The organism is Holdemania massiliensis AP2, assembly GCF_000327285.1.
Taxonomy (GTDB): Bacteria; Bacillota_I; Bacilli_A; order Erysipelotrichales; family Erysipelotrichaceae; genus Holdemania; species Holdemania massiliensis.
This window is the reverse complement of sequence record NZ_HE998568.1, coordinates 274,072-292,445: the sequence shown is the minus strand read 5'-3', so window position 1 is coordinate 292,445 and position 18,374 is coordinate 274,072. Positions and strand designations below refer to the sequence as shown.

At 49.8% G+C, this 18,374-nt stretch carries 19 protein-coding genes; 16 read left to right on the top strand and 3 right to left on the bottom strand.

The window, feature by feature from the left end; translation table 11 throughout:
• The first annotated feature begins 11 nt into the window (after positions 1-11).
• The 3 genes from BN162_RS09215 (at position 12) to BN162_RS09205 (ending at position 2,662) form a co-directional block, all read left to right on the top strand.
• Positions 12-689: an ABC transporter ATP-binding protein gene (locus tag BN162_RS09215; protein ID WP_020224802.1), complete on the top strand. Its 678-nt coding sequence runs from the start codon at positions 12-14 to the stop codon at positions 687-689.
• Between the two features lie 324 nt (positions 690-1,013).
• On the top strand, positions 1,014-1,502 hold the full coding sequence (locus BN162_RS09210; RefSeq protein ID WP_020224800.1) for an Lrp/AsnC family transcriptional regulator: 489 nt from the start codon (positions 1,014-1,016) through the stop codon (positions 1,500-1,502).
• On the top strand, positions 1,499-2,662 hold the full coding sequence (locus BN162_RS09205; protein WP_020224799.1) for an aminotransferase class I/II-fold pyridoxal phosphate-dependent enzyme: 1,164 nt from the start codon (positions 1,499-1,501) through the stop codon (positions 2,660-2,662). Before BN162_RS09210 ends, BN162_RS09205 begins: the two co-directional genes overlap by 4 nt.
• 113 nt (positions 2,663-2,775) lie before the next feature.
• Here the strand turns inward: BN162_RS09205 and BN162_RS09200 are convergent, their stop codons facing one another.
• Positions 2,776-3,630 carry a hypothetical protein gene (locus BN162_RS09200; protein WP_187120166.1) on the bottom strand — a complete coding sequence of 285 codons (855 nt, stop codon included), beginning with the start codon at positions 3,628-3,630 and terminating at the stop codon, positions 2,776-2,778.
• A 266-nt stretch (positions 3,631-3,896) separates the two neighbouring features.
• Between BN162_RS09200 and rpsF the strand changes: the two genes are divergently transcribed.
• From rpsF to BN162_RS09135, 13 genes are all read left to right on the top strand, one after another.
• On the top strand, positions 3,897-4,187 hold the full coding sequence (rpsF, locus tag BN162_RS09195) for a 30S ribosomal protein S6 (RefSeq protein WP_020224797.1): 291 nt from the start codon (positions 3,897-3,899) through the stop codon (positions 4,185-4,187).
• 27 nt (positions 4,188-4,214) lie between these two features.
• A complete protein-coding gene (gene ssb / locus BN162_RS09190; RefSeq protein WP_020224796.1) occupies positions 4,215-4,694 on the top strand; it encodes a single-stranded DNA-binding protein in 480 nt (159 codons plus the stop codon).
• Between the two features lie 17 nt (positions 4,695-4,711).
• Positions 4,712-4,942, top strand: a complete 231-nt coding sequence (rpsR, locus tag BN162_RS09185; protein WP_006057562.1) for a 30S ribosomal protein S18 — start codon at positions 4,712-4,714, stop codon at positions 4,940-4,942.
• 62 nt (positions 4,943-5,004) lie between these two features.
• Positions 5,005-5,928, top strand: a complete 924-nt coding sequence (locus tag BN162_RS09180; RefSeq protein ID WP_020224795.1) for a DUF2232 domain-containing protein — start codon at positions 5,005-5,007, stop codon at positions 5,926-5,928.
• A 4-nt stretch (positions 5,929-5,932) separates the two neighbouring features.
• On the top strand, positions 5,933-7,885 hold the full coding sequence (locus BN162_RS09175; protein WP_020224794.1) for a GGDEF domain-containing protein: 1,953 nt from the start codon (positions 5,933-5,935) through the stop codon (positions 7,883-7,885).
• 3 nt (positions 7,886-7,888) lie between these two features.
• A complete protein-coding gene (gene rplI, locus BN162_RS09170; RefSeq protein ID WP_020224793.1) occupies positions 7,889-8,338 on the top strand; it encodes a 50S ribosomal protein L9 in 450 nt (149 codons plus the stop codon).
• A 6-nt stretch (positions 8,339-8,344) separates the two neighbouring features.
• Positions 8,345-9,676, top strand: coding sequence for a replicative DNA helicase (gene dnaB / locus BN162_RS09165; protein WP_020224792.1), 1,332 nt, complete (start codon positions 8,345-8,347; stop codon positions 9,674-9,676).
• Positions 9,677-9,697: 21 nt separating this feature from the next.
• Positions 9,698-11,206 carry a M23 family metallopeptidase gene (locus tag BN162_RS17900; RefSeq protein WP_020224791.1) on the top strand — a complete coding sequence of 503 codons (1,509 nt, stop codon included), beginning with the start codon at positions 9,698-9,700 and terminating at the stop codon, positions 11,204-11,206.
• On the top strand, positions 11,200-12,018 hold the full coding sequence (locus tag BN162_RS09155; protein WP_020224790.1) for an MBL fold metallo-hydrolase: 819 nt from the start codon (positions 11,200-11,202) through the stop codon (positions 12,016-12,018). Before BN162_RS17900 ends, BN162_RS09155 begins: the two co-directional genes overlap by 7 nt.
• A complete protein-coding gene (locus BN162_RS09150) occupies positions 11,954-13,045 on the top strand; it encodes a S1C family serine protease (protein ID WP_020224789.1) in 1,092 nt (363 codons plus the stop codon). Before BN162_RS09155 ends, BN162_RS09150 begins: the two co-directional genes overlap by 65 nt.
• Positions 13,042-13,518, top strand: coding sequence for a 23S rRNA (pseudouridine(1915)-N(3))-methyltransferase RlmH (gene rlmH / locus BN162_RS09145; protein WP_020224788.1), 477 nt, complete (start codon positions 13,042-13,044; stop codon positions 13,516-13,518). Before BN162_RS09150 ends, rlmH begins: the two co-directional genes overlap by 4 nt.
• 100 nt (positions 13,519-13,618) lie before the next feature.
• On the top strand, positions 13,619-13,885 hold the full coding sequence (locus BN162_RS09140) for an HPr family phosphocarrier protein (RefSeq protein WP_006057571.1): 267 nt from the start codon (positions 13,619-13,621) through the stop codon (positions 13,883-13,885).
• A gap of 97 nt (positions 13,886-13,982) precedes the next feature.
• Positions 13,983-15,677: a phospho-sugar mutase gene (locus BN162_RS09135; protein WP_020224787.1), complete on the top strand. Its 1,695-nt coding sequence runs from the start codon at positions 13,983-13,985 to the stop codon at positions 15,675-15,677.
• Between the two features lie 168 nt (positions 15,678-15,845).
• Here BN162_RS09135 and BN162_RS09130 read toward each other — a convergent pair whose 3' ends face one another.
• Both BN162_RS09130 and BN162_RS09125 read right to left on the bottom strand, forming a co-directional pair.
• A complete protein-coding gene (locus BN162_RS09130) occupies positions 15,846-17,018 on the bottom strand; it encodes an MGDG synthase family glycosyltransferase (protein ID WP_020224786.1) in 1,173 nt (390 codons plus the stop codon).
• A 30-nt stretch (positions 17,019-17,048) separates the two neighbouring features.
• Positions 17,049-18,080: an LTA glycolipid anchor biosynthesis glycosyltransferase, IagA/BgsA family gene (locus BN162_RS09125; protein WP_280109968.1), complete on the bottom strand. Its 1,032-nt coding sequence runs from the start codon at positions 18,078-18,080 to the stop codon at positions 17,049-17,051.
• Positions 18,081-18,374 lie beyond the last annotated feature (294 nt).

The following is an 18,374-nucleotide window of genomic DNA, read 5'->3' as shown; positions in this document are numbered from 1 at the left end:
GAGGGCAGACAATGACAACGATTTTGAAATTAGAAAATCTGAACTACGGTTACGAAGACGGCGGATATAAGCGTCAGATTTTGAAGGATCTGTCCTACGAGTTTGAGCAGGGACAGTTCTATACGATCTTAGGCCCATCCGGCAGCGGCAAGACGACGCTGTTGTCAATCATTGCCGGACTGGACAAGCAGGAAAACGGCAAGATTTATTATGAAGGCGAGGATCTGGATAAGATCGGACTGTATAAGTATCGCCGCAATAAAATCGGCATCGTCTTCCAGCAGTACAACCTGATCAGCTATCTGACAGGATTGGAAAACATTGAGCTGGCGATGACGGAAACGGACAATTCCATACCGAAGAATCAGAAGGAAGTCGCCTATGCGCTGCTGGAGAAATTCGGGATTGTGAAATCCAAGGCGGATCGGCTGGTGACGAAGCTGTCGGGCGGCGAGCAGCAGCGGGTAGCGATCGCGCGGGCGATCGCATCGAATGTCGACTTAATTTTCGCGGATGAACCGACAGGAAACCTGGATACGGCAACAGAACAGGAAATCATCAAGATCTTCCGGATGCTGACGGAGGAATTCGGGAAAACGGTTATCGTTGTTACCCATTCCAATGTGGTATCAGAACTCAGTGATCATCGTGTTTATCTTAATGAAGGTCAGCTGAAGGATATCAGCTGAAAAGGACTTTCTTTCGCGGCAGTGATTTAAAAATCGAAGGGGTTAAAAATGGGATCAGGGCAGCCTGATCCTGTTTTAATGAAAATTTTCATTGAGAACAAAGTAAAATGTCATGATTTTCTGAAACAAAGAACAAAACATTCCCCGCGATGTCTGTTTTTGTGATATCCTATAATCATTCAGCATGCCGATAACGCATGCCGCAAAGCACAGAAAGTGGGGGAAGTTGGGAAATGAGAAGGCAGAACAGGTCAAAGCTCGTTTCCTGGATGGCCTGACGGCAATAAAGTTCAGGTCAAAGGAAAAAGAAAGCGAGGAATACTCATGCAGGAGATTCAATTATTAAAAGCGATCGAACAGGATGCGCGGATATCTGTGGTCGATCTTGCCGATATTTTAAACTCAAGCCCGGAACAAGTGGACAACGAAATGAAAAAGCTGGCCGAAGAGAAAGTCATCTGCGGTTATCACACGGTGATCAACTGGGATAAAACGAATCAGGATCATGTCATGGCGCTGATCGAAGTGAATGCTTCACCGGAGCGGGACTGCGGCTATGATAAGGTTGCGGAAAAAATCTATCGTTACCCTGAGGTCAGCAATATGTATCTGATTTCCGGACGTTCGGAATTTATTGTGATCGTCAAGGGACGGACGATGCGCGAAGTTGCGGATTTTGTCGGACAGAAGCTGGCGCCGATTGAAGGCGTCAAGGGAACGGCTACGTATTTTGTTTTAAAACAATATAAAGTCGAAGGTGTGATCATTGATCAGCAGAGCGATGATCAGGAACGGCTGCTGGTGACTCCATGAATCCTAAAACGTTATTAAATGACGTCATCGGGACGATTCCGCCTTCTGGGATCCGCAAGTTTTTTGATTTAGCCAGTTCGATGGAAGGGGTTATTTCGCTGGGCGTCGGTGAGCCTGATTTTGATACGCCGTGGCATATTCGGGAAGAAGCTATTTACGCGATCGAAAAGGGCAGGACTTTTTATTCTGCGAATGCAGGTCTGCCGGAGCTGCGTAAGGAAATCTGCCGTTATCTGAAACGGAAATTTCAGCTGGAATATGCATGGAACACGGATATTCTGGTTACGGTCGGGGGAAGCGAAGCGATCGACATCGCTTTTAGATCACTGCTGAATCCAGGCGATGAAGTGATTGTGCTGTCGCCGGGGTATGTTGCCTATGAGCCCTGCGTGCGTCTGGCCGGCGGTGTGCCGGTGATCGTAGAATTAAAAGAAGAAGACGAATTTAAACTGAAAAAGGAACAGCTTCAGAAGGCGTTGTCTCCGAAAACAAAGGCAATCTTAATGAATTTCCCGGGAAATCCTACCGGGGGAATTATGACCCGGGAAGATTTCAGTGAAATTGTGCCGTTGATTCAGCAGTCGGGCATCGCGGTGGTTACCGATGAAATTTATGCCGAGCTGACATACAGCGGCAAACATTGTTCCATCGCCTCGTTTGATGAAATCAAAGATCAGGTCATTCTGATCAGCGGTTTCTCAAAGGCCTATTCAATGACCGGCTGGCGTTTGGGTTATATTGCCGCCCATCAGGATCTGATTGCGGCGATGAATAAAGTCCATCAGTATGCGATTATGTGCGCTCCGACAATCAGTCAGTACGCCGGAATTGAAGCGATGGCCAAGGGTGACGGCGATGTGGAAATGATGAAAGATTCATTTGAGCGCCGGCGCAACTTTATTGTCAACGGCTTAAATCGGATGGGATTGAAATGTCCGATGCCGCAGGGAGCATTCTATGTGTTCCCGTCGATCAGACATACCGGGATGACCTCGGAAGAATTCTGCGAAAAGCTACTGGAAAAAGAAAAGGTTGCAGTCGTACCCGGCAATGCCTTCGGCGCCAGCGGCGAGGGATTTGTACGTATCTCTTACGCTTACAGCATTGATGAAATCAAGTCAGCGCTGGAGCGGATCAACCGTTTTCTTGAAAACAGTTAAATTATAGCGAATCTAAAAACTCTGGATAGGAAAGTTCAGAGTTTTAGTTGTTTTAGGGATGCCTATGTTAAATGCAAGGCTGGAATAAGATGAGGAATCAAAGCTTGTATGACTTATTCCTGCCACCAGGATTGAGGTGGCTGCTGACTCATCAGACCTTCGATCGTCCAGCCTGGACTTTGAATTTCTTCTCCCTGGCGAATCCGACGGCACCACAGCCAGACGTTGGAAGTTTCTTTTGACAGCTGTGACATGCCGGGATCCTCCACGGTAATTTTCAGCTGATAACATGCCTGATCTGTCTGAATCTTCTGCGTGATGATTTCACTGTCTGCGATCTCAACGGTGCTCCAGAACAGAAGACCTTCCGGATCCCAGGGAACCTGATAAAGATAAGCCAGCCGGGTGTAGTCATGGGCAAGGATGGCTTCCTGATAGGCTTGAACAAGCTGATCAGCACTTTCAATCCTGCCGCGCGGTTTCGGTGGGTTATCTGACATCAGCATCTGGTCAACAAGCCAGGTTTCATCAGCTGAAGCTAAGCGCAGAGCTAGGATGTAGGATGTCGGCGTATCACCGTAAGCACAATCGATTTGTACCAGAGCGTCATTATCACTCAGGCTCAGGACTTCACATGTTTCAAGGGTGCCCAGCCGGCTCATACCGTAATCGGTTCCGCTTTGTTTCTGATTGGCTTCGATCATCCGGGCACGGCACTCCAGCGTCAAATACTGGGCAAGCTGTTCGCCCGCACGGAAAAAGCGCAGTTTGGCAACTTCCTTGATTAAGTCGGCGGCAGCTTCCACATTCTGCTCGGCAAAATGCGGATCATTCTGGTGCTGAGCGTGCTGTTTCTGATACGCTGAAGAAACGGCAGTCAGACCGATTTCTTTTGGCTGATGCTGACAGGCAGTTAAAAAAAGCAGAACCGCTAAGACGGGGGATAACCAACGGATGAAACGCATCATGATGCCTCCTTTGTTCTGCTTCTATTATACGAAAAGAGGAAGAAAAACGATAGCCTGATACGCGGAAATGAACGGGTTGGAAATTGTGAAAAAGCGAACTGCGCAGGGTTTTCGGCGAGCTTTTCCACAAACGTGAAATTGCGAAAAAAGAGGTTTACTTTCACTCCCGAGTTTGCTATACTAAATAAACGGGTAGATATAAAGAATATTTACTCCTTGCTTATCCGCCAAGCGATAAGCCAATAGACCATAAGGAGGTGTGTTTCATGAAGAAGTATGAAGTCATGTATATCGTAAACGCATCCCTGGATGATGCAGCTCGTCAGCAGGTTATCGACGGACTGCACGCTATCATCACCGACAACGGAGGAAAAATCCTGAAGGCTGATGACTGGGGAGTCAAAGAGTTTGCGTACCGAATCGAAGACATGACCAAAGGTTACTACATGGTTGTAACTTTTGAAGCTGACAATGCGACAGTCAAGGAATTTGACCGTCTGGCGCGGATCAATGCCAACGTTGTTCGCTACATGATCATCAAACAGGAAGAAAAATAAGGATAAAGAACTGAAGGAGGAGCTGTCATGATTAATCGTGTCATTTTAGTCGGGCGTTTAACCCGCGATCCAATGCTCAGAAAGACCCAGAGCGGACTTTCTGTCGCAACCTTCACCGTCGCCTGCGACCGTCGGTTCTCCGGCGGCAATGGGCAGGACCGTCAGACTGATTTCATCAGCTGCGTGGCCTGGCGGCAATCTGCGGATTTCCTTGGCCAATATGCGCACAAAGGCGCGTTGGTTGGCGTTGACGGACGGATTCAGACACGCAATTACGACAACGCTTCCGGTCAGAAAGTGTACGTCACAGAGGTTGTCTGTGACAGCGTACAGCTGTTGGAGTCGAAATCGGCATCCGAGAATCGTTCCGCTGCGATGGGCTATCAGCCGCAGAATGCGGGCTTTGCCCAGGCCAATCCCTTTGGGGATGCACCGGCGAACGATGGATTCGATGATTTCAGCGCTGGACCGACACTGGATATTTCCAGTGATGACTTACCATTTTAATTGAAAGGAGATCGACTATGGCATTCAAAAAACAGCGTATGGGACGCAAAAAGGTCTGCTATTTCACAAAAAACAATATCACTTCGATCGACTATAAAGATGTTGAACTGCTGAAGCGGTTTGTTTCTGCCAACGGCAAGATCATTCCACGGCGGGTTACCGGCACACGTGCTAAGTATCAGCGCATGCTGGCAACAGCGATTAAACGCGCACGCCAGATGGCTTTGCTGCCTTACGTTAACGACTAAGTTATGAAAAAGCCTCCATCAGTGATCTGGTGGAGGTTTTTGCCATTCACAGGAGGGATAACATGAATAATAGTGTAAGAAAAATAACTGACGGCGCGATGATGGTCGCTCTGATCGGCCTGTTTCTGTTTTTAAACCGCCAGCTGGCTGGACTTTTAGATCTCTATGCTGCATGGCTGGTGCCGCTGCCGATGGTCATGTACGCGGTAAAATACGGATGGAAAAGCGCGTTGGTTCCGTTTGTTTCCGTTATTTTTCTTTCATTCATTATCGCTGGGCCGCAGACCTGGTTTTATGTAATTACCGCCTGCGTCTGCGGTGTGGTTTATGGGCAGGGTGTGAAAAGCGGATGGAATAATCTGCGTCTGATGCTGACGACGATGATCTTTACGATTCTCTCAAATTTAATCACAACGGTTTTATTTGCGTCCTTTTTCGGTTATGATATAGCTATGGAAATTTCCGAAATGGGCAAAATGATGACGCAGATGTCGGATAATTTCAATCTGCAGCTGCCGTCGGGATTGGACATGACGGGATTTCTCAAGATGATTTTTGTCTTATCCGCGGTTCTGACCGGGGTTATGGAAGGCATCATCGTCCATCTGCTTTCTAATTTTATGCTGAAACGGATGAAGATTAAGGTAGCTCCGCCGAAACCGCTCAGTGAAATCATGATTCCGAAGTGGCTGGCGTATGTCTGCTTCTTTCTGTTTATCGGCAGTAATTTTGTCGGACAGTTCACAACGCTGCCGCCGCTGGCAACGGAGCTGATTTTGGTTGGCGGCGTGCTGGGGGCGCTGGTGCTGGTCTTCTTCGGATATCTCTGCTGTCTTGTTTACGGGGCTGTCCGCTATCATAAGAACGTTGCGCTGTATATCATTCTTCTGACATTTTTGCTTTTGCCGATCATGCTGCCGTTGTTGGCAATCGTCGGCTTCCTGTATGTCACAACCGATATGCGCCAGAAAATCTTAGGGAGGTAATGCTGTGTCTGAAAAAATCGGAAGGATCAAAACGCTGCTGCTGATCCTGATCGTCGTTGAAGTGCTGGGCTTAGTCTGCCTGTATTTCCTGTTTGATCTGGATATCAAGATCGCTGCTTTGTATTTTATCATTAATACTCTGACGTTATATTTCCTCGTGCAGTATTATCAGGAGGACAGTCAGAATCGAATGTTTGGCGTTTCGCGAATTCTGGGCAGCGAAGCGAAGGATGCTTTTCAGTTCGGTCAGATCGGAATTGTTACTTATGATGAAAACTACACGATCACCTGGATGAGCGAATTGTTTGCAGAGCGGGGCATCAACCGCATCTCCAAAAAGCTGACGATGTGGCTGCCGGAAGTGAATGATTTAATTCAGGGGGATGTGGAAAAAGTCCAGGTTCAGATCGATGATCGAACTTATGAAATTGCCCGTAAGGAAGATGCCCGGATTTTGTTTTTCCAGGATGTAACCGAACAGCATCAGCTGGAAAAGGCTTATCAGGAAGAACAGATTGTCGTGGGTCTGATCCATCTGGATAACTATGAGGAATCCACACAGTATGAAGAAGAACAGGAAATCGCGATGATCAACAACAATATCCGCCAGCCGGTCGTCGAATGGGCGAAAAACCAGGGTATGTTATTGCGGCGTTTGAAATCGGATCGGTTCTTCGTCGTCTTAAACGAGCGGATTTTTAAACAGATCGTTGATGAGCGCTTCAGCATTCTGGCGCAGACCCGCAAAGCCTCTCAGCAGCTCGATGTGGCGATCACCCTGTCCATGGGATTTGCACGCGGCAGCAGTGATGTGGCTCAGCTCGATGAAATGGTCAACCAGCTGCTGGAACTGGCCCAGAGCCGGGGCGGTGATCAGGTGGCGATCCGCCGTCAGGGTGAGGACGTCAAGTATTTCGGCGGCAGCAGCGAGGCTCAGGAAAAGCGCAGCCGCGTGCGGGTGCGGATCATGGCGCATACGCTTCGCGATCTGATTAAGAAAAGTACAAACGTGATTCTCTTGGGACATAAAGAAGCGGATTTTGATTGTCTGGGTTCCCTGATGTGCTTGAGCCGGATCGTCCAGGCATACGATAAGCCATGCTGCATTATTTCCAAATCCGGCGGGATGGAGGAAAAGCTCAGCGGAGCAATGACGCTGTATAAGAAAGAATTGGAACCGCGGCATAAGTTTGTCACGGAAAATGAAGCCTTGAATCAGCTGCGGGATGGAACCTTGGTCATCATGGCGGATCATCACCATCCAAGTCAGTCCAATGGTCCGCAGGTCCTGGAAAAAGCCAAGAAGATCGCGATTTTCGATCATCACCGCCGCCGGACAGATCTCGATATCAACCCGATCTTAGTGTATATCGAACCCAGCGCTTCCAGCGCTTGCGAACTGATCTCGGAATTTGTTCCGTATCAGACCGGCAAGGTTGACTTTATCAGTGAGGAAGCCACGATTATGCTGACCGGCATGATGATTGATACCAACCGCTTTAAAGTCCGTACTGGTACCCGAACCTTTGAAGCTGCGGCGATGATCCGGCGCTGGGGAGCGGATCCGCAGGAAGCCGATAATTTATTAAAGGATGAATATTCTGAATTTGAAACGAAAACAAAGGTTTTAAAATTCTGTGAAAAAAGAGATAATGGTATTGTCATTTCCGCAGTTACGGATAATGAGATTCTTTCCCGTTCGATGTTGTCGCAGGTTGCGGATTCCATTTTGACCATCAAAGGCGTAGAAGCCGCCTTTGTCATTGCCAAAATCAGTGATTCCCAGACAGCGATCAGTGCGCGCAGCCGCGGCCGCATTAACGTTCAGGTGATTATGGAACGGATGCATGGCGGAGGTCATTTAAGCGCCGCCGCACTGCAGCGGGAAAATACAAAGGTGGAGGATCTGCGCACAGAGCTGATCACCACCTTAGATGAAGTCATGAAGGAGGAATAAACGATGAAAGTCATTTTATTAAGCGATGTCAGCAAGGTTGGAAAGAAAGGGTCGATCGTGGAGGTCGCAGACGGCTATGCCCGCAACTTTCTGATCCGCAACCGCCTGGCAGTTCAGGCGACGGCGAAAAGTCTGGAAATCCTGGACGAACAGAAGGTTCAGCAGAAGCTGAATGAAAAAGAAATGGAAGCGAAGGCCCGCGAAACGGCCTCTCAGCTGGAAAAAATCATGCTTCAGTTCTCGGTCAAGAGCGGTAAGGAAGGCCGGGTCTTCGGCTCTGTATCCACCAAACAGATTGCTCAGGAACTGGAGCGCAAGCATGGCATTCATATTGACAAGCGCAAGATTCTCGACACCGCGCCGATTCAGAGCTTGGGCGTGACCAACGTCCGGATCGAGCTGTTCAAAGACGTCATCGGCACGATCCGCGTTCAGGTTACCGGAAAAGAGTAAGCGTTTATGCGACAGATGCCCAGCAGTATTGATGCCGAACAGTCGTTGTTGGGTTCGCTTTTCATCTATCCCAACAGCGTCCGCATCGCATCCGAAGAAGGCCTGCGCAGCGAGGAATTTTTCCTGGAGGCTCACCGTAAGATCTATGCCGCTGTCGATGCTTTAAACAGCGAAGGCAAGCCGGTGGACGCCGTGTCCGTCGCCAGTCTGCTAACCGATCAGGGACAGCTGGCGTCCGTGGGCGGGCTGGAATACATCATGCAGCTGGCGGACAGCTCGGTGACTTCCGCCAGTACGAAATACTATATCGAGCTGATTCAGTCCAAAGCCTTGCTGCGCAGTCTGATTGAAACCGCGCAGACGATTGCCGAGGAAGGAATGCAGAACGCCAACGACATGGAAACGATGATGGACCTGGCGGAAAAGCAGATCCTCGACGTAACCCGGCGGCGCAAGACAACGGATTTCAAGTCCAGCAATGAAGTGGTCAACAACGTCATTGAAAATATCCACAAGATGAGTGCGCAGAAATCCGGGGTGACCGGCGTGGCGACCGGCTATCGGGATCTGGACAACACGACCAATGGTTTCCAGCGCGGCGACTTGATCATCCTGGCAGCGCGTCCGTCAATGGGGAAAACAGCTTTCGCGTTAAACGTGGCGATGCAGATCGCTCAGCTGAATCATCAGGCCGCGGCGATTTTCTCGTTGGAAATGCCTGCCGAACAGCTGATTTCCCGTATGCTTTCCGCGAAAAGCCGGGTTCCGGGCGGTCAGTTAAGAACTGGTTTCCTCAATAACAACGAATGGAACCAGCTGAATGAAGCGGCGGCGGATTTAAAAGCAACGAAGATCTTTATTGACGATTCCCCGAATGTGCGGGTATCGGAGATCTATTCCAAATGCCGCAAACTCCAGGCTGAACACGGCCTGGCAGTCATCCTGATCGACTACATTCAGCTGATTACCGGCAGCGGCCGCAATCCCGATAACCGTCAGCAGGAAGTTTCAGAAATTTCCCGTGGCTTAAAAGGACTGGCGCGTGAGCTGCAGGTGCCGGTCATCGCCTTGTCGCAGCTGTCCCGTTCCGTTGAAAAACGTGAGGACAAACGGCCGATGCTGTCTGACCTGCGTGAATCCGGAGCCCTGGAACAGGATGCCGATATCGTTATGTTTTTGTACCGTGATGAATACTATCAGCGGGAAAAGAGTGAAGAAGGCACGGAAAAAACCGAAATTAATATCGCCAAGCATCGTAACGGGCCGACCCGTCAGATCGAGCTGGCGTTTGAACGCAACATCAACGCTTTTTACAATTATGAGAATCAAAATGGGTAATACCCCGAAAGGGAGGATGAAATGAAAAAATGGATACCGATTGCCGCGGCCTTGGTTTTAAGCGCGCTGATTGCCGGGCTGTGGCCGGCTCTTTCCCGGGCCAATCAGGTTGTACAGGCTGAGGGAAAAGTGGAAGAAAGCCTGCTTCCGCAGCAGATTGAAACCCTTTCCGCGCAGCCGCTGACGGTGAAGAAAATCTACAATGCCGGAAAACTGGTCGGCGTTGTCAGCGATTATGCGAAGATTGAGGCGCTGCTGGATGAGGTTTACCATAGCGTATATGAAACGGACTTTCCCAATACCCGCTTGGAACTGGGGGAAGATATGATCGTCACTGAGGAGCTGAGCTATTATCGTTATGAGAATATTGATGAGGCTCTCTGTGCGTATTTACGGGAAGGCGATCTGTTTTCTGTAGAAACTAACCGGATCGACTTTTCGGATGAAAACGATGTCTATGCGACGATCTATGTTAAAAATCTTCAGGATTTTTATGATGCCCGCGATCAGTATCTGTTGAACTTCGTGTCCAAAGAAACGCTGGATACAGTGCGGATGGGACAATCCACGCCGGAATTGAAAACGTACGGAACTCGGGAAGTTAATATTGATGTCCTGGAGAAAATGACCGTGACTACCGATCGTGCATCCTCCTCCAATATCCTCAAAGACAAGCAGGAAATCCTGCACTATTTAAGCTACGGCGCCGAGCCGAATCTGGAAATGAAGTATTACACCGTCGTTGAAGGCGATATGATCGACGGTGTTGGAACGAAGAACGGGCTTTCTGCCCAGCAGGTTGTGTCGATCAACAGCGATCAGCTGGAGAGTGTGGATCAGCTGATTCAGCCGGGGATGGTGCTCAACGTGACCAATTTCCAATCCCCGATTACCGTTCGGGTCACTAAGGAACGGGTCGCGAAGGAAGAAGTTTACCCGGAAGATCCAATCTATAAGGAAGATCCGAATATGAAGGAAGGCTCCTATGTTACCGATATTAGCGCTCAGAATGGCTCCCGCAACGCTTTCTATGAAGAAGTCTGGATCAATGGTGAAAATACCGGCGGTACGCTGGTGTCCTCGATTATCACGCGTCAGCCAATCCGCGAAGAAACCCGCGTGGGCACCAAGGTTATTCCTGGCGTCGGAACCGGAACGTTCCGCTGGCCGGTGGACAATCCGTCGATCACCTGCCGCTGGGGCTGTTATGCCGGCCATCAGGCGATTGATATCAAGAACTCCTACAACCGTTACGGCAATCTGTACGCGGCTGACCGCGGCACGGTCGTTGAAGCCAGCTACAGTTCGATTAACGGCTACTATCAGATCATTGATCACAACAACGGCTACAAGACCTATTATGGCCACATGAACCGGCCGGCCTTCAACAAGGTGGGACAGAATGTTGAAAAAGGTGAGATTATCGGTCAGATCGGCATGACCGGCCGCGCGACCGGACCGCACGTTCATTTCTTCATCTATGAGGGAAGCCGGCGCCGCAATCCGTGCGATGGGTTCTTGCCATGTTAAAGACAATGGAATTTTATCTGTTGGCGAGCGGTTCCAAGGGTAACTGCTTTGTGCTGAAAACCGCCGCCACGCAGATTGTGATTGACTGCGGAACGACGAAAACTTACTTAACACGCAGTTTTCACATGATCGGTGTAGACTATCTCAATACAGAAGCGCTGTTGGTCACGCATGGTCACCGCGACCATACAAGCCAGCTTAAGATGTTTTCCAATGTGCAGGCCTATGCCGCGTTCAGGCTGGAAAACCGAGCGGATCAGCATTGGATTGTGCCTTATGTTCCTTTTCAGGTGGGCGATCTCAGGGTGATGCCGCTGCCGTTGTCGCATGATGCCGAAAATACCGTCGGCTATGTGCTGGAAACGGCGCAGGAGAAGCTGGTCTATATTACCGATACCGGCTATGTCCGTGAAGAATGCGTGCCGTTGATTGCGGATGCGGATTATTATGTTATGGAAAGCAATCATGATGTAGGGATGCTGATGCAGACCCGGCGGCCGTATCCGATCAAAATGCGGATTCTTTCCGACAGCGGCCATCTGTGCAACGAGGACTGTGCCCACCTGCTGACGCGTCTGGTTACGCCGCGCACCCGTTCGATCTTCTTAGCGCATCTCAGCGAGGAAGCGAACAATCCGCAGCTGGCCTGGCAGGTCAGTGCCGATGCTTTGAAACAATGCGCCTGCCGTCAGGATCTGGTGCTGAAAGCCGCGGGACAGTACGAAATACTCATGGGAGGATGCCGATATGAAGAAAGGCTTGATTCTGCTTACCGCCCTGTTAGTGTGCTGGAACTTAGTTCTGACCGTTGAACTGGGACAGGTAAAAAAAGAGAAATCACAGCAGCAGCCGACACAGGATCCGCAGCAGTCGACGCGTCCGGTGTCCGTTGTGACTTCGGATATCACCAAGATTGTAGAGCGCAGCGAAGCGAAGGTGACGGGCGTGTCGGTGCTGGACGAAACCGGCGAAGATCTGATCGCCAGCGGCAGCGGTACGATTTACAGCATGACTAGCGATGCGGTCTATATTATTACCAATCAGCATGTGATCGCCTCCGGCGGTTCCATTCATGTTTCGTTTGCCAACGGCGAACGGCTGCCGGCGGAACTGGTCGGCGCCGACGGATATACCGATTTGGCCTTGTTGAAAGTGATTCCGGATTTCCGTGCGGAAGCCTTTGATCTGGGCGATTCTTCCTTGTGCAAAAAAGGCGAGTGGGTCATGGCGATCGGCCATTCGATGGGAGCTGAGGCCGACGGCAGCGTCACCGTCGGCGTGATTTCCTCCAAGGACCGCACGATTTCAATGGATGTGGATAAAGACGGAACCGACGATTGGGATATGCTGGTGCTGCAGACCGATGCGGCGATCAATGCCGGCAACAGCGGCGGTCCTTTGATCAATATGAACGGCGAGCTGATCGGGATTACAACGATGAAGCTGCAGGGCAATTCCACCGAAGGCATTAGTTTTGCGATTCCGATCAATGAGGTGACTACGATTGTGGAACAGCTCAAGGCCAGCGGCAAGGTCAACCGTCCGTTTGTCGGCATCAGCGGTAAGGATGTCAGCGCTCTGACCAGTTATCAGAAAAGCTATATGGGAATCAGTTTGGATCAGACTGAGGGGCTGCTGGTCACCAAAGTCGCTGAGGATTGTCCGGCTGAAAAAGCCGGGGTGCATGTCAACGATATCCTGATCCGCTTTGACGGTTCGCCGGTGGACAGCTACAAAACCTTCCGCAAGCTGCTTTACGGCAAGACGATTGGTGATCCTGCGGAATTGGTTGTTTTGCGCAGCAATCAGGAAGTGAAGCTGAGCGTGACGATTGAATGATCCGCGTGATTGCCGTCGGCCGAATCAAAGAAAAACCGATGCAGCAGTGCATTCAGGAGTATTTGAAACGGCTGCAGCCGTATTGTAAGACCGAGATTGTGGAAGTGGAGGATATCGCCGCGCCCCAATCCAATTCACCAGCTCAAAATGAACAGGTAAAGCAGAAGGAAGGCGAACGTATTCTGGCTAAAATCCGCCGCGATGAAATCGTGGTGCTGCTCGATCTGAAAGGCAAATCCTATACCTCAGAGCAGCTGGCGGATCAGCTCCAGCAGATTTTCAGTTACCAGGGCAGTCAGCTTGTCTTTGTCATCGGCGGTTCGCTGGGCGTCAGTCCGGAAGTGATCCAACGCGCCGATCTGCGCTGGAAGCTTTCTGATCTGACCTTCCCTCATCAGCTGTGCCGTTTGTTGGTTCTTGAACAAATTTATCGAAGTTTCAGGATTTTAAATCATGAACCTTACCACAAATGAAAGCGGTGACTGAAAGCCCTATCGTTTCTTCACTTTCTTCTTGTAACAGGTTCAAAAATGAGTTAAAATGAATTCAGGTAGAGCAGGAGGTAAAAACAAAATGAAACAGATTTCTGTATTGGTTATTGATCCAGTTGGCTTACATGCACGTCCAGCAACGGTCGCTGTTAACGCTGCCAGCAAATTTAAGAGCGAAGTGAAGGTTGCTTATAAAGGACGTTCAGTCAACATGAAATCCATCATGGGTGTTATGTCCTTGGGCATTCCAACACAGTCCGAAGTGACGGTCACCTGTGAAGGCGAAGACGAAGAAGTCGCGATCACAACAATCGAAGAAGTTCTGCGTGCACAGAAAGTAATTGCATAAGTTGGATTGAATAAGAAGATGCGCGGCATCTTCTTTTTTTTCCAAGGGTTATGTAAGCGCAAACATTGTCGAAATGGATCATTGAGGAGGAAAAACTATGATCGAAGAATTGTATCAGCGGTGGCTGAATCATCCGCACATTGACCCGCAGCTGAAAAAAGAGCTGGCCGGTATGAGCGAGAAAGAAAAGCAGGACGCATTCTATACGAACATTGAATTTGGCACAGCCGGCATGCGCGGTTTGCTTGGAGCAGGCACGAATCGGATTAACATTCATACGATCCGCAAGGCCAATGAAGGCTTTGCCCGATATATTGAAGGCTGCGGACAGGAAGCGATGCAGCGGGGCGTGGCAATCGGTTATGACAACCGTCACATGTCCAGCGAGTTCGCCCGTGAATCGGCGGCAGTCTTAGCGAGTCACGGAATTACCAGTTATGTGTTTGAAACGCTGCGGCCAACGCCGGAGCTGTCGTTCGCTGTTCGGTATTTGAACTGCTTTGGCGGCATCATGATCACCGCCTCGCACAATCCGCGGGAATATAATGGTTATAAGCTGTATGATGAAACCGGCTGTCAGCTCGTGCCGGATTTAGCTCAGCAGGTCATTGACCAGGTCAATGCCGTTGAGGATGAACTGGCGATTGATCCGCAGCTGACTTCCGAGCAGCAGAATTCGATTCACATGATCAGCGCTGAAGTCGATGAAGCTTATTATGAAAACGTACTGTCGATTCAGCTGAATCCGGATGTCAATCGGGATAACGTTGAAATCGTTTTCTCACCGGAACACGGTACGGCCAACATCCCGGTTCGGGAAGTCTTTACGCGCGCCGGATATCATTTTACGCCGGTTGAGGAACAATGTACGCCGGATCCGGATTTCTCCTGCACCAAGACTCCGAATCCGGAAGAAAAAGGTGCTTATGAGCTGGCCTTGAAGCTGGCTGAAGAAAAACAGGCAGATATCATTTTAGTCTGCGATCCGGATGCGGACCGCATGGGCGTCGGTGTGCTGCATGCGGGCGAGTATGTTCTGCTCAGCGGCAATCAGAGCGGCTCGGTACTGATTGAATACATCCTGTCGCAGCTGAAAGCTAAAGGTCAGATGCCGCAGAATCCGGTCATGTTCAATACGATCGTAACGAGTGATCTGGGAGAAAAGATCGCATCGAAATACGGTGTGGAAACAGAGAAGACGCTGACTGGCTTCAAATTCATCGGTGAAAAAGTAGCCAAGTATGAAAAGACGCAGGCGAAGAACTATGTTTTCGGTTATGAAGAAAGCTACGGTTCACTGATCAAGCCGTTTGTCCGCGATAAAGATGCGCCGCAGGCCTGTCTGATGCTGGCGGAAGCCGCCTGCTTCTATAAGGCCCAGGGCAAGACGTTAGTCGATGTGCTGAACGGACTGTATGAAGAACTAGGTTATTACAAGGAGAGCCAGACCTCGCTGACCTTAAAAGGTCAGGAAGGCGCTATGCGGATCCAGGAAATATTGAATACCCTGCGCCAAGACAAACCAACCCAGATTGGATCGGTGGCGGTTACTGCGATTGAGGATTATCAGGAAGCCACACGCGAAGAACAGGGTGTTGTCTCGCCTTTGGAAGGATTCTCCCGCAGCAATGTCCTGAAATACTATCTGGCGGATGGTTCTTGGATTGCGATTCGGCCAAGCGGCACAGAGCCGAAATGCAAGTTCTACTACTGCATTAAGGGAACCAGTGCTGAGGATGCCGAAACGAAGACGGAAGTCATGCAGAAGGCGATTGCTCAACTGGTTGCTTAACCCTTGTCCTGCATTGGGCTTCGGTTTGATCGAAAAGGCTGAGCATTGTCTGGATGCTGAAATGAAAAGGAAAAAGGCTGTTCCATGCGAACGGCCTTTTTGCATTTTGAAAAGCCTATGATCCAGCTTGCACGGTGGATCTGATTTCATCACTGTTAGCTGATGATTTTAATCCCCTTCATTCAGTTCTTTTGCTTCACTGCTATTTTGACAGCCAAGCTCAATTACAAAATCAGCAAGCTTTTCGGCGGCGTCCGGATGGCTGAGTGAGTGCATCATGGCCCGCATCATGTCCAGCCGTTGGGGATTTAGAAATAATGAATGGAGAGCCTCATCCACAGGGAAGGTCCGCGTAATCCGTACGGCGACTCCATTGTTGACGAGAAATTCAGCATTGCGTTCCTCATGGCCGGGGAGCGGATTGACCAGCAGCATCGGCAGCTTTTTCGCCAGGGCTTCCGTTACGGTTAATCCGCCGGGTTTGGTGATCAGACAATCCGCAGCGCTCATCATGATGTCTACATAATCTGTGAAACCATAAGGATAAAGCGTACAGCTGTCCTTAAGCTGAGCTTTGAGCTTCATCAGCTGACTATACTGTTTTTGATTCCGTCCGCAGACAGCCAGAATCTGCAGGGGTTGAGGACTGTGGGCAAGCTGAAGAATGATCTTACGGCTGTCAGCATAGCCCAGACTGCCGCCCATGATCAAAACGGTTGGCAGCTTAGGATCCAGCCGCAGCAGAGCCGCGGCTTCTTTGCGGTTAAGGGGCTGGCTGAACTTCGCCTGAATCGGAATGCCCAGGGGAAGCAGCCGGGATGGGTTAAGACCGCGTTTTACAGCCGCAAGGTTCAGCAGTTCGCTGGCCGTGACGATCCAGTCTAGGCAGGGGACATCCTCCCAATACGGATGCAGCGTGTAATCCGTAACGATGCCCAGCGCCGGAATCGTCAGAACGCCACGCTTCTTCATCTCATTGACTAACTGTGCCGCAAAGACGTGGGTACAGAGAAGAAGATCCGCTGGGAAATCACGCAGAACCCGCTGAAACTTAGCGGCATTCAGTTTATTAAACAGCTGAATCATATTGATGCCGGAGGTGTCGATCCAGCCGGAATGCGGATGTTCCGCCAATCCATAAACCTTGCGGTACAGCGCTGGGGTTCGTCGGGCGGTCAGCCGGTAGCCCTTGTCAATCGTCTGCTTAACAGCCGGGCTGAGCACCTGGTAGACATCGATGGTTTTCACCTCGGCGCCGCGGGCAAGGAGCTGATCAATGACGGCCCGAGCAGCGGAGTGATGACCATAGCCTGCTGTAACGGATAAAATAAGCACTTTCATTGGATATTCTCCCTTCACTTTCCATAACGTTTATTCAAATTGTTCTTTTTCGGATTCATCATGAAGCGCGGCTTCATAAACCTGACAGAGCTGTCTGCCAACGAGCGGCAGACTTCTTTGTTCCGCCGTTTTCCGCCCGGCTTCCCGCAGATCCGGCAGCCGGTGTTCGGCCGCCGCCTGAACCAGCCGGACAAAGTCATCGACGGTTTTTCCCTTATAACAATTGACGTGATCTTTCAGCCAGGGATCAAAGACCGGAATATCCCTCAGGATGACCTGTTGATAGGAGGCCAGCGCTTCCAGTACGACAATGCCTTCAGTTTCTTCCTTGCTTGGAAAAAAGAAAGCATCCGCCCCGCAATAAGCGCCTTCCAGGACCGGCCCTGTGATGTAGCCGGGAAAGAGGACATTGTCCGGATGTTCCTGAGTCACAATGCTGCGGATAGACCGGGGCACTGAATACAGCGGGACATGACCGAACCAGATGAACCGGACTTCCGGCAATCGCCGCGCAACCTCGATGAAATCCAGCAGCCCCTTCCGTTCAAAAAACAAGCCGACTGACAGAATGACTTTTTCATCTGGCCGCAGTCCAAAATAAGTTCGGAATTGTCGGATTTTTTCTTCACTGTAGGTGAACTGCTTTAGATCGATGCCATTGCTGATGGCATGTACCGGCGGCTGAAGACCATAGCTTTCAATCAGCCTCTTTGAATAAGGGGTAGGTGTGATAATCCGATCCGCCTTGGAGTACACTTTGATCAGCCGTTTTTTAAACAGCGGAGCCAGCTGATTGGAAAACAGAAAGGAATTTCGGAAGTCTTCCTCAGTGCTGTGGGCATGGATCACCACCTTTTTGCCAAGCCTGCGGCATTTTCGGATCAGTGCCAGACTGCCTGGACCAATCGTATTGATGTGAGCTAAGTCAAAATCATCGCCGGGATCCAAAGTAAATTCAATTCCTTCATAAGTCAGCGCCGCTTTCTGATGACTCAATGCCTTGCCGATGCCGGATTTGGAAATAAACTTCATGCCTTCAAAATACAATAAGATTTTCATCATTTCATCCTCCCCATGTGAATGTAAATCAGTTAATGTGTTAATTGATTAATACAATAATACATTAATACAAAACTGTCAAGCGGGATTCAGCAAGAGAATTCATGGGTGAACGAAAACAGAAAAGCGCGAACCGCTGGTTCCGCGGTATTCTGGAGTAATCTTTTATCAACACGATAATCCAGGTTCGCAGCTGTTTTGCAAAAAAGGTTTTGGCTTTCTGCTTTGAAGTAAAGTCTAGTTCGTGCTTTCTTCCATCACTCCTGAAACTGGAAAAGAGAACGGTTTGAAAAAAAG

Coding starts and splice junctions, on each gene's coding strand:
- BN162_RS09205 (WP_020224799.1), top strand. CDS start 1,499: ATGAATCCTAAAACGTTATTAAATGACGTCATCGGGACGATTCCGCCT.
- BN162_RS09200 (WP_187120166.1), bottom strand. CDS start 3,630: ATGATGCGTTTCATCCGTTGGTTATCCCCCGTCTTAGCGGTTCTGCTT.
- BN162_RS09150 (WP_020224789.1), top strand. CDS start 11,954: ATGAAGAAAGGCTTGATTCTGCTTACCGCCCTGTTAGTGTGCTGGAAC.
- rpsF (WP_020224797.1), top strand. CDS start 3,897: ATGAAGAAGTATGAAGTCATGTATATCGTAAACGCATCCCTGGATGAT.
- BN162_RS09180 (WP_020224795.1), top strand. CDS start 5,005: ATGAATAATAGTGTAAGAAAAATAACTGACGGCGCGATGATGGTCGCT.
- BN162_RS09135 (WP_020224787.1), top strand. CDS start 13,983: ATGATCGAAGAATTGTATCAGCGGTGGCTGAATCATCCGCACATTGAC.
- BN162_RS09140 (WP_006057571.1), top strand. CDS start 13,619: ATGAAACAGATTTCTGTATTGGTTATTGATCCAGTTGGCTTACATGCA.
- rlmH (WP_020224788.1), top strand. CDS start 13,042: ATGATCCGCGTGATTGCCGTCGGCCGAATCAAAGAAAAACCGATGCAG.
- BN162_RS17900 (WP_020224791.1), top strand. CDS start 9,698: ATGAAAAAATGGATACCGATTGCCGCGGCCTTGGTTTTAAGCGCGCTG.
- BN162_RS09215 (WP_020224802.1), top strand. CDS start 12: ATGACAACGATTTTGAAATTAGAAAATCTGAACTACGGTTACGAAGAC.
- dnaB (WP_020224792.1), top strand. CDS start 8,345: ATGCGACAGATGCCCAGCAGTATTGATGCCGAACAGTCGTTGTTGGGT.
- rpsR (WP_006057562.1), top strand. CDS start 4,712: ATGGCATTCAAAAAACAGCGTATGGGACGCAAAAAGGTCTGCTATTTC.
- BN162_RS09125 (WP_280109968.1), bottom strand. CDS start 18,080: ATGATGAAAATCTTATTGTATTTTGAAGGCATGAAGTTTATTTCCAAA.
- ssb (WP_020224796.1), top strand. CDS start 4,215: ATGATTAATCGTGTCATTTTAGTCGGGCGTTTAACCCGCGATCCAATG.
- BN162_RS09130 (WP_020224786.1), bottom strand. CDS start 17,018: ATGAAAGTGCTTATTTTATCCGTTACAGCAGGCTATGGTCATCACTCC.
- BN162_RS09155 (WP_020224790.1), top strand. CDS start 11,200: ATGTTAAAGACAATGGAATTTTATCTGTTGGCGAGCGGTTCCAAGGGT.
- BN162_RS09210 (WP_020224800.1), top strand. CDS start 1,014: ATGCAGGAGATTCAATTATTAAAAGCGATCGAACAGGATGCGCGGATA.
- rplI (WP_020224793.1), top strand. CDS start 7,889: ATGAAAGTCATTTTATTAAGCGATGTCAGCAAGGTTGGAAAGAAAGGG.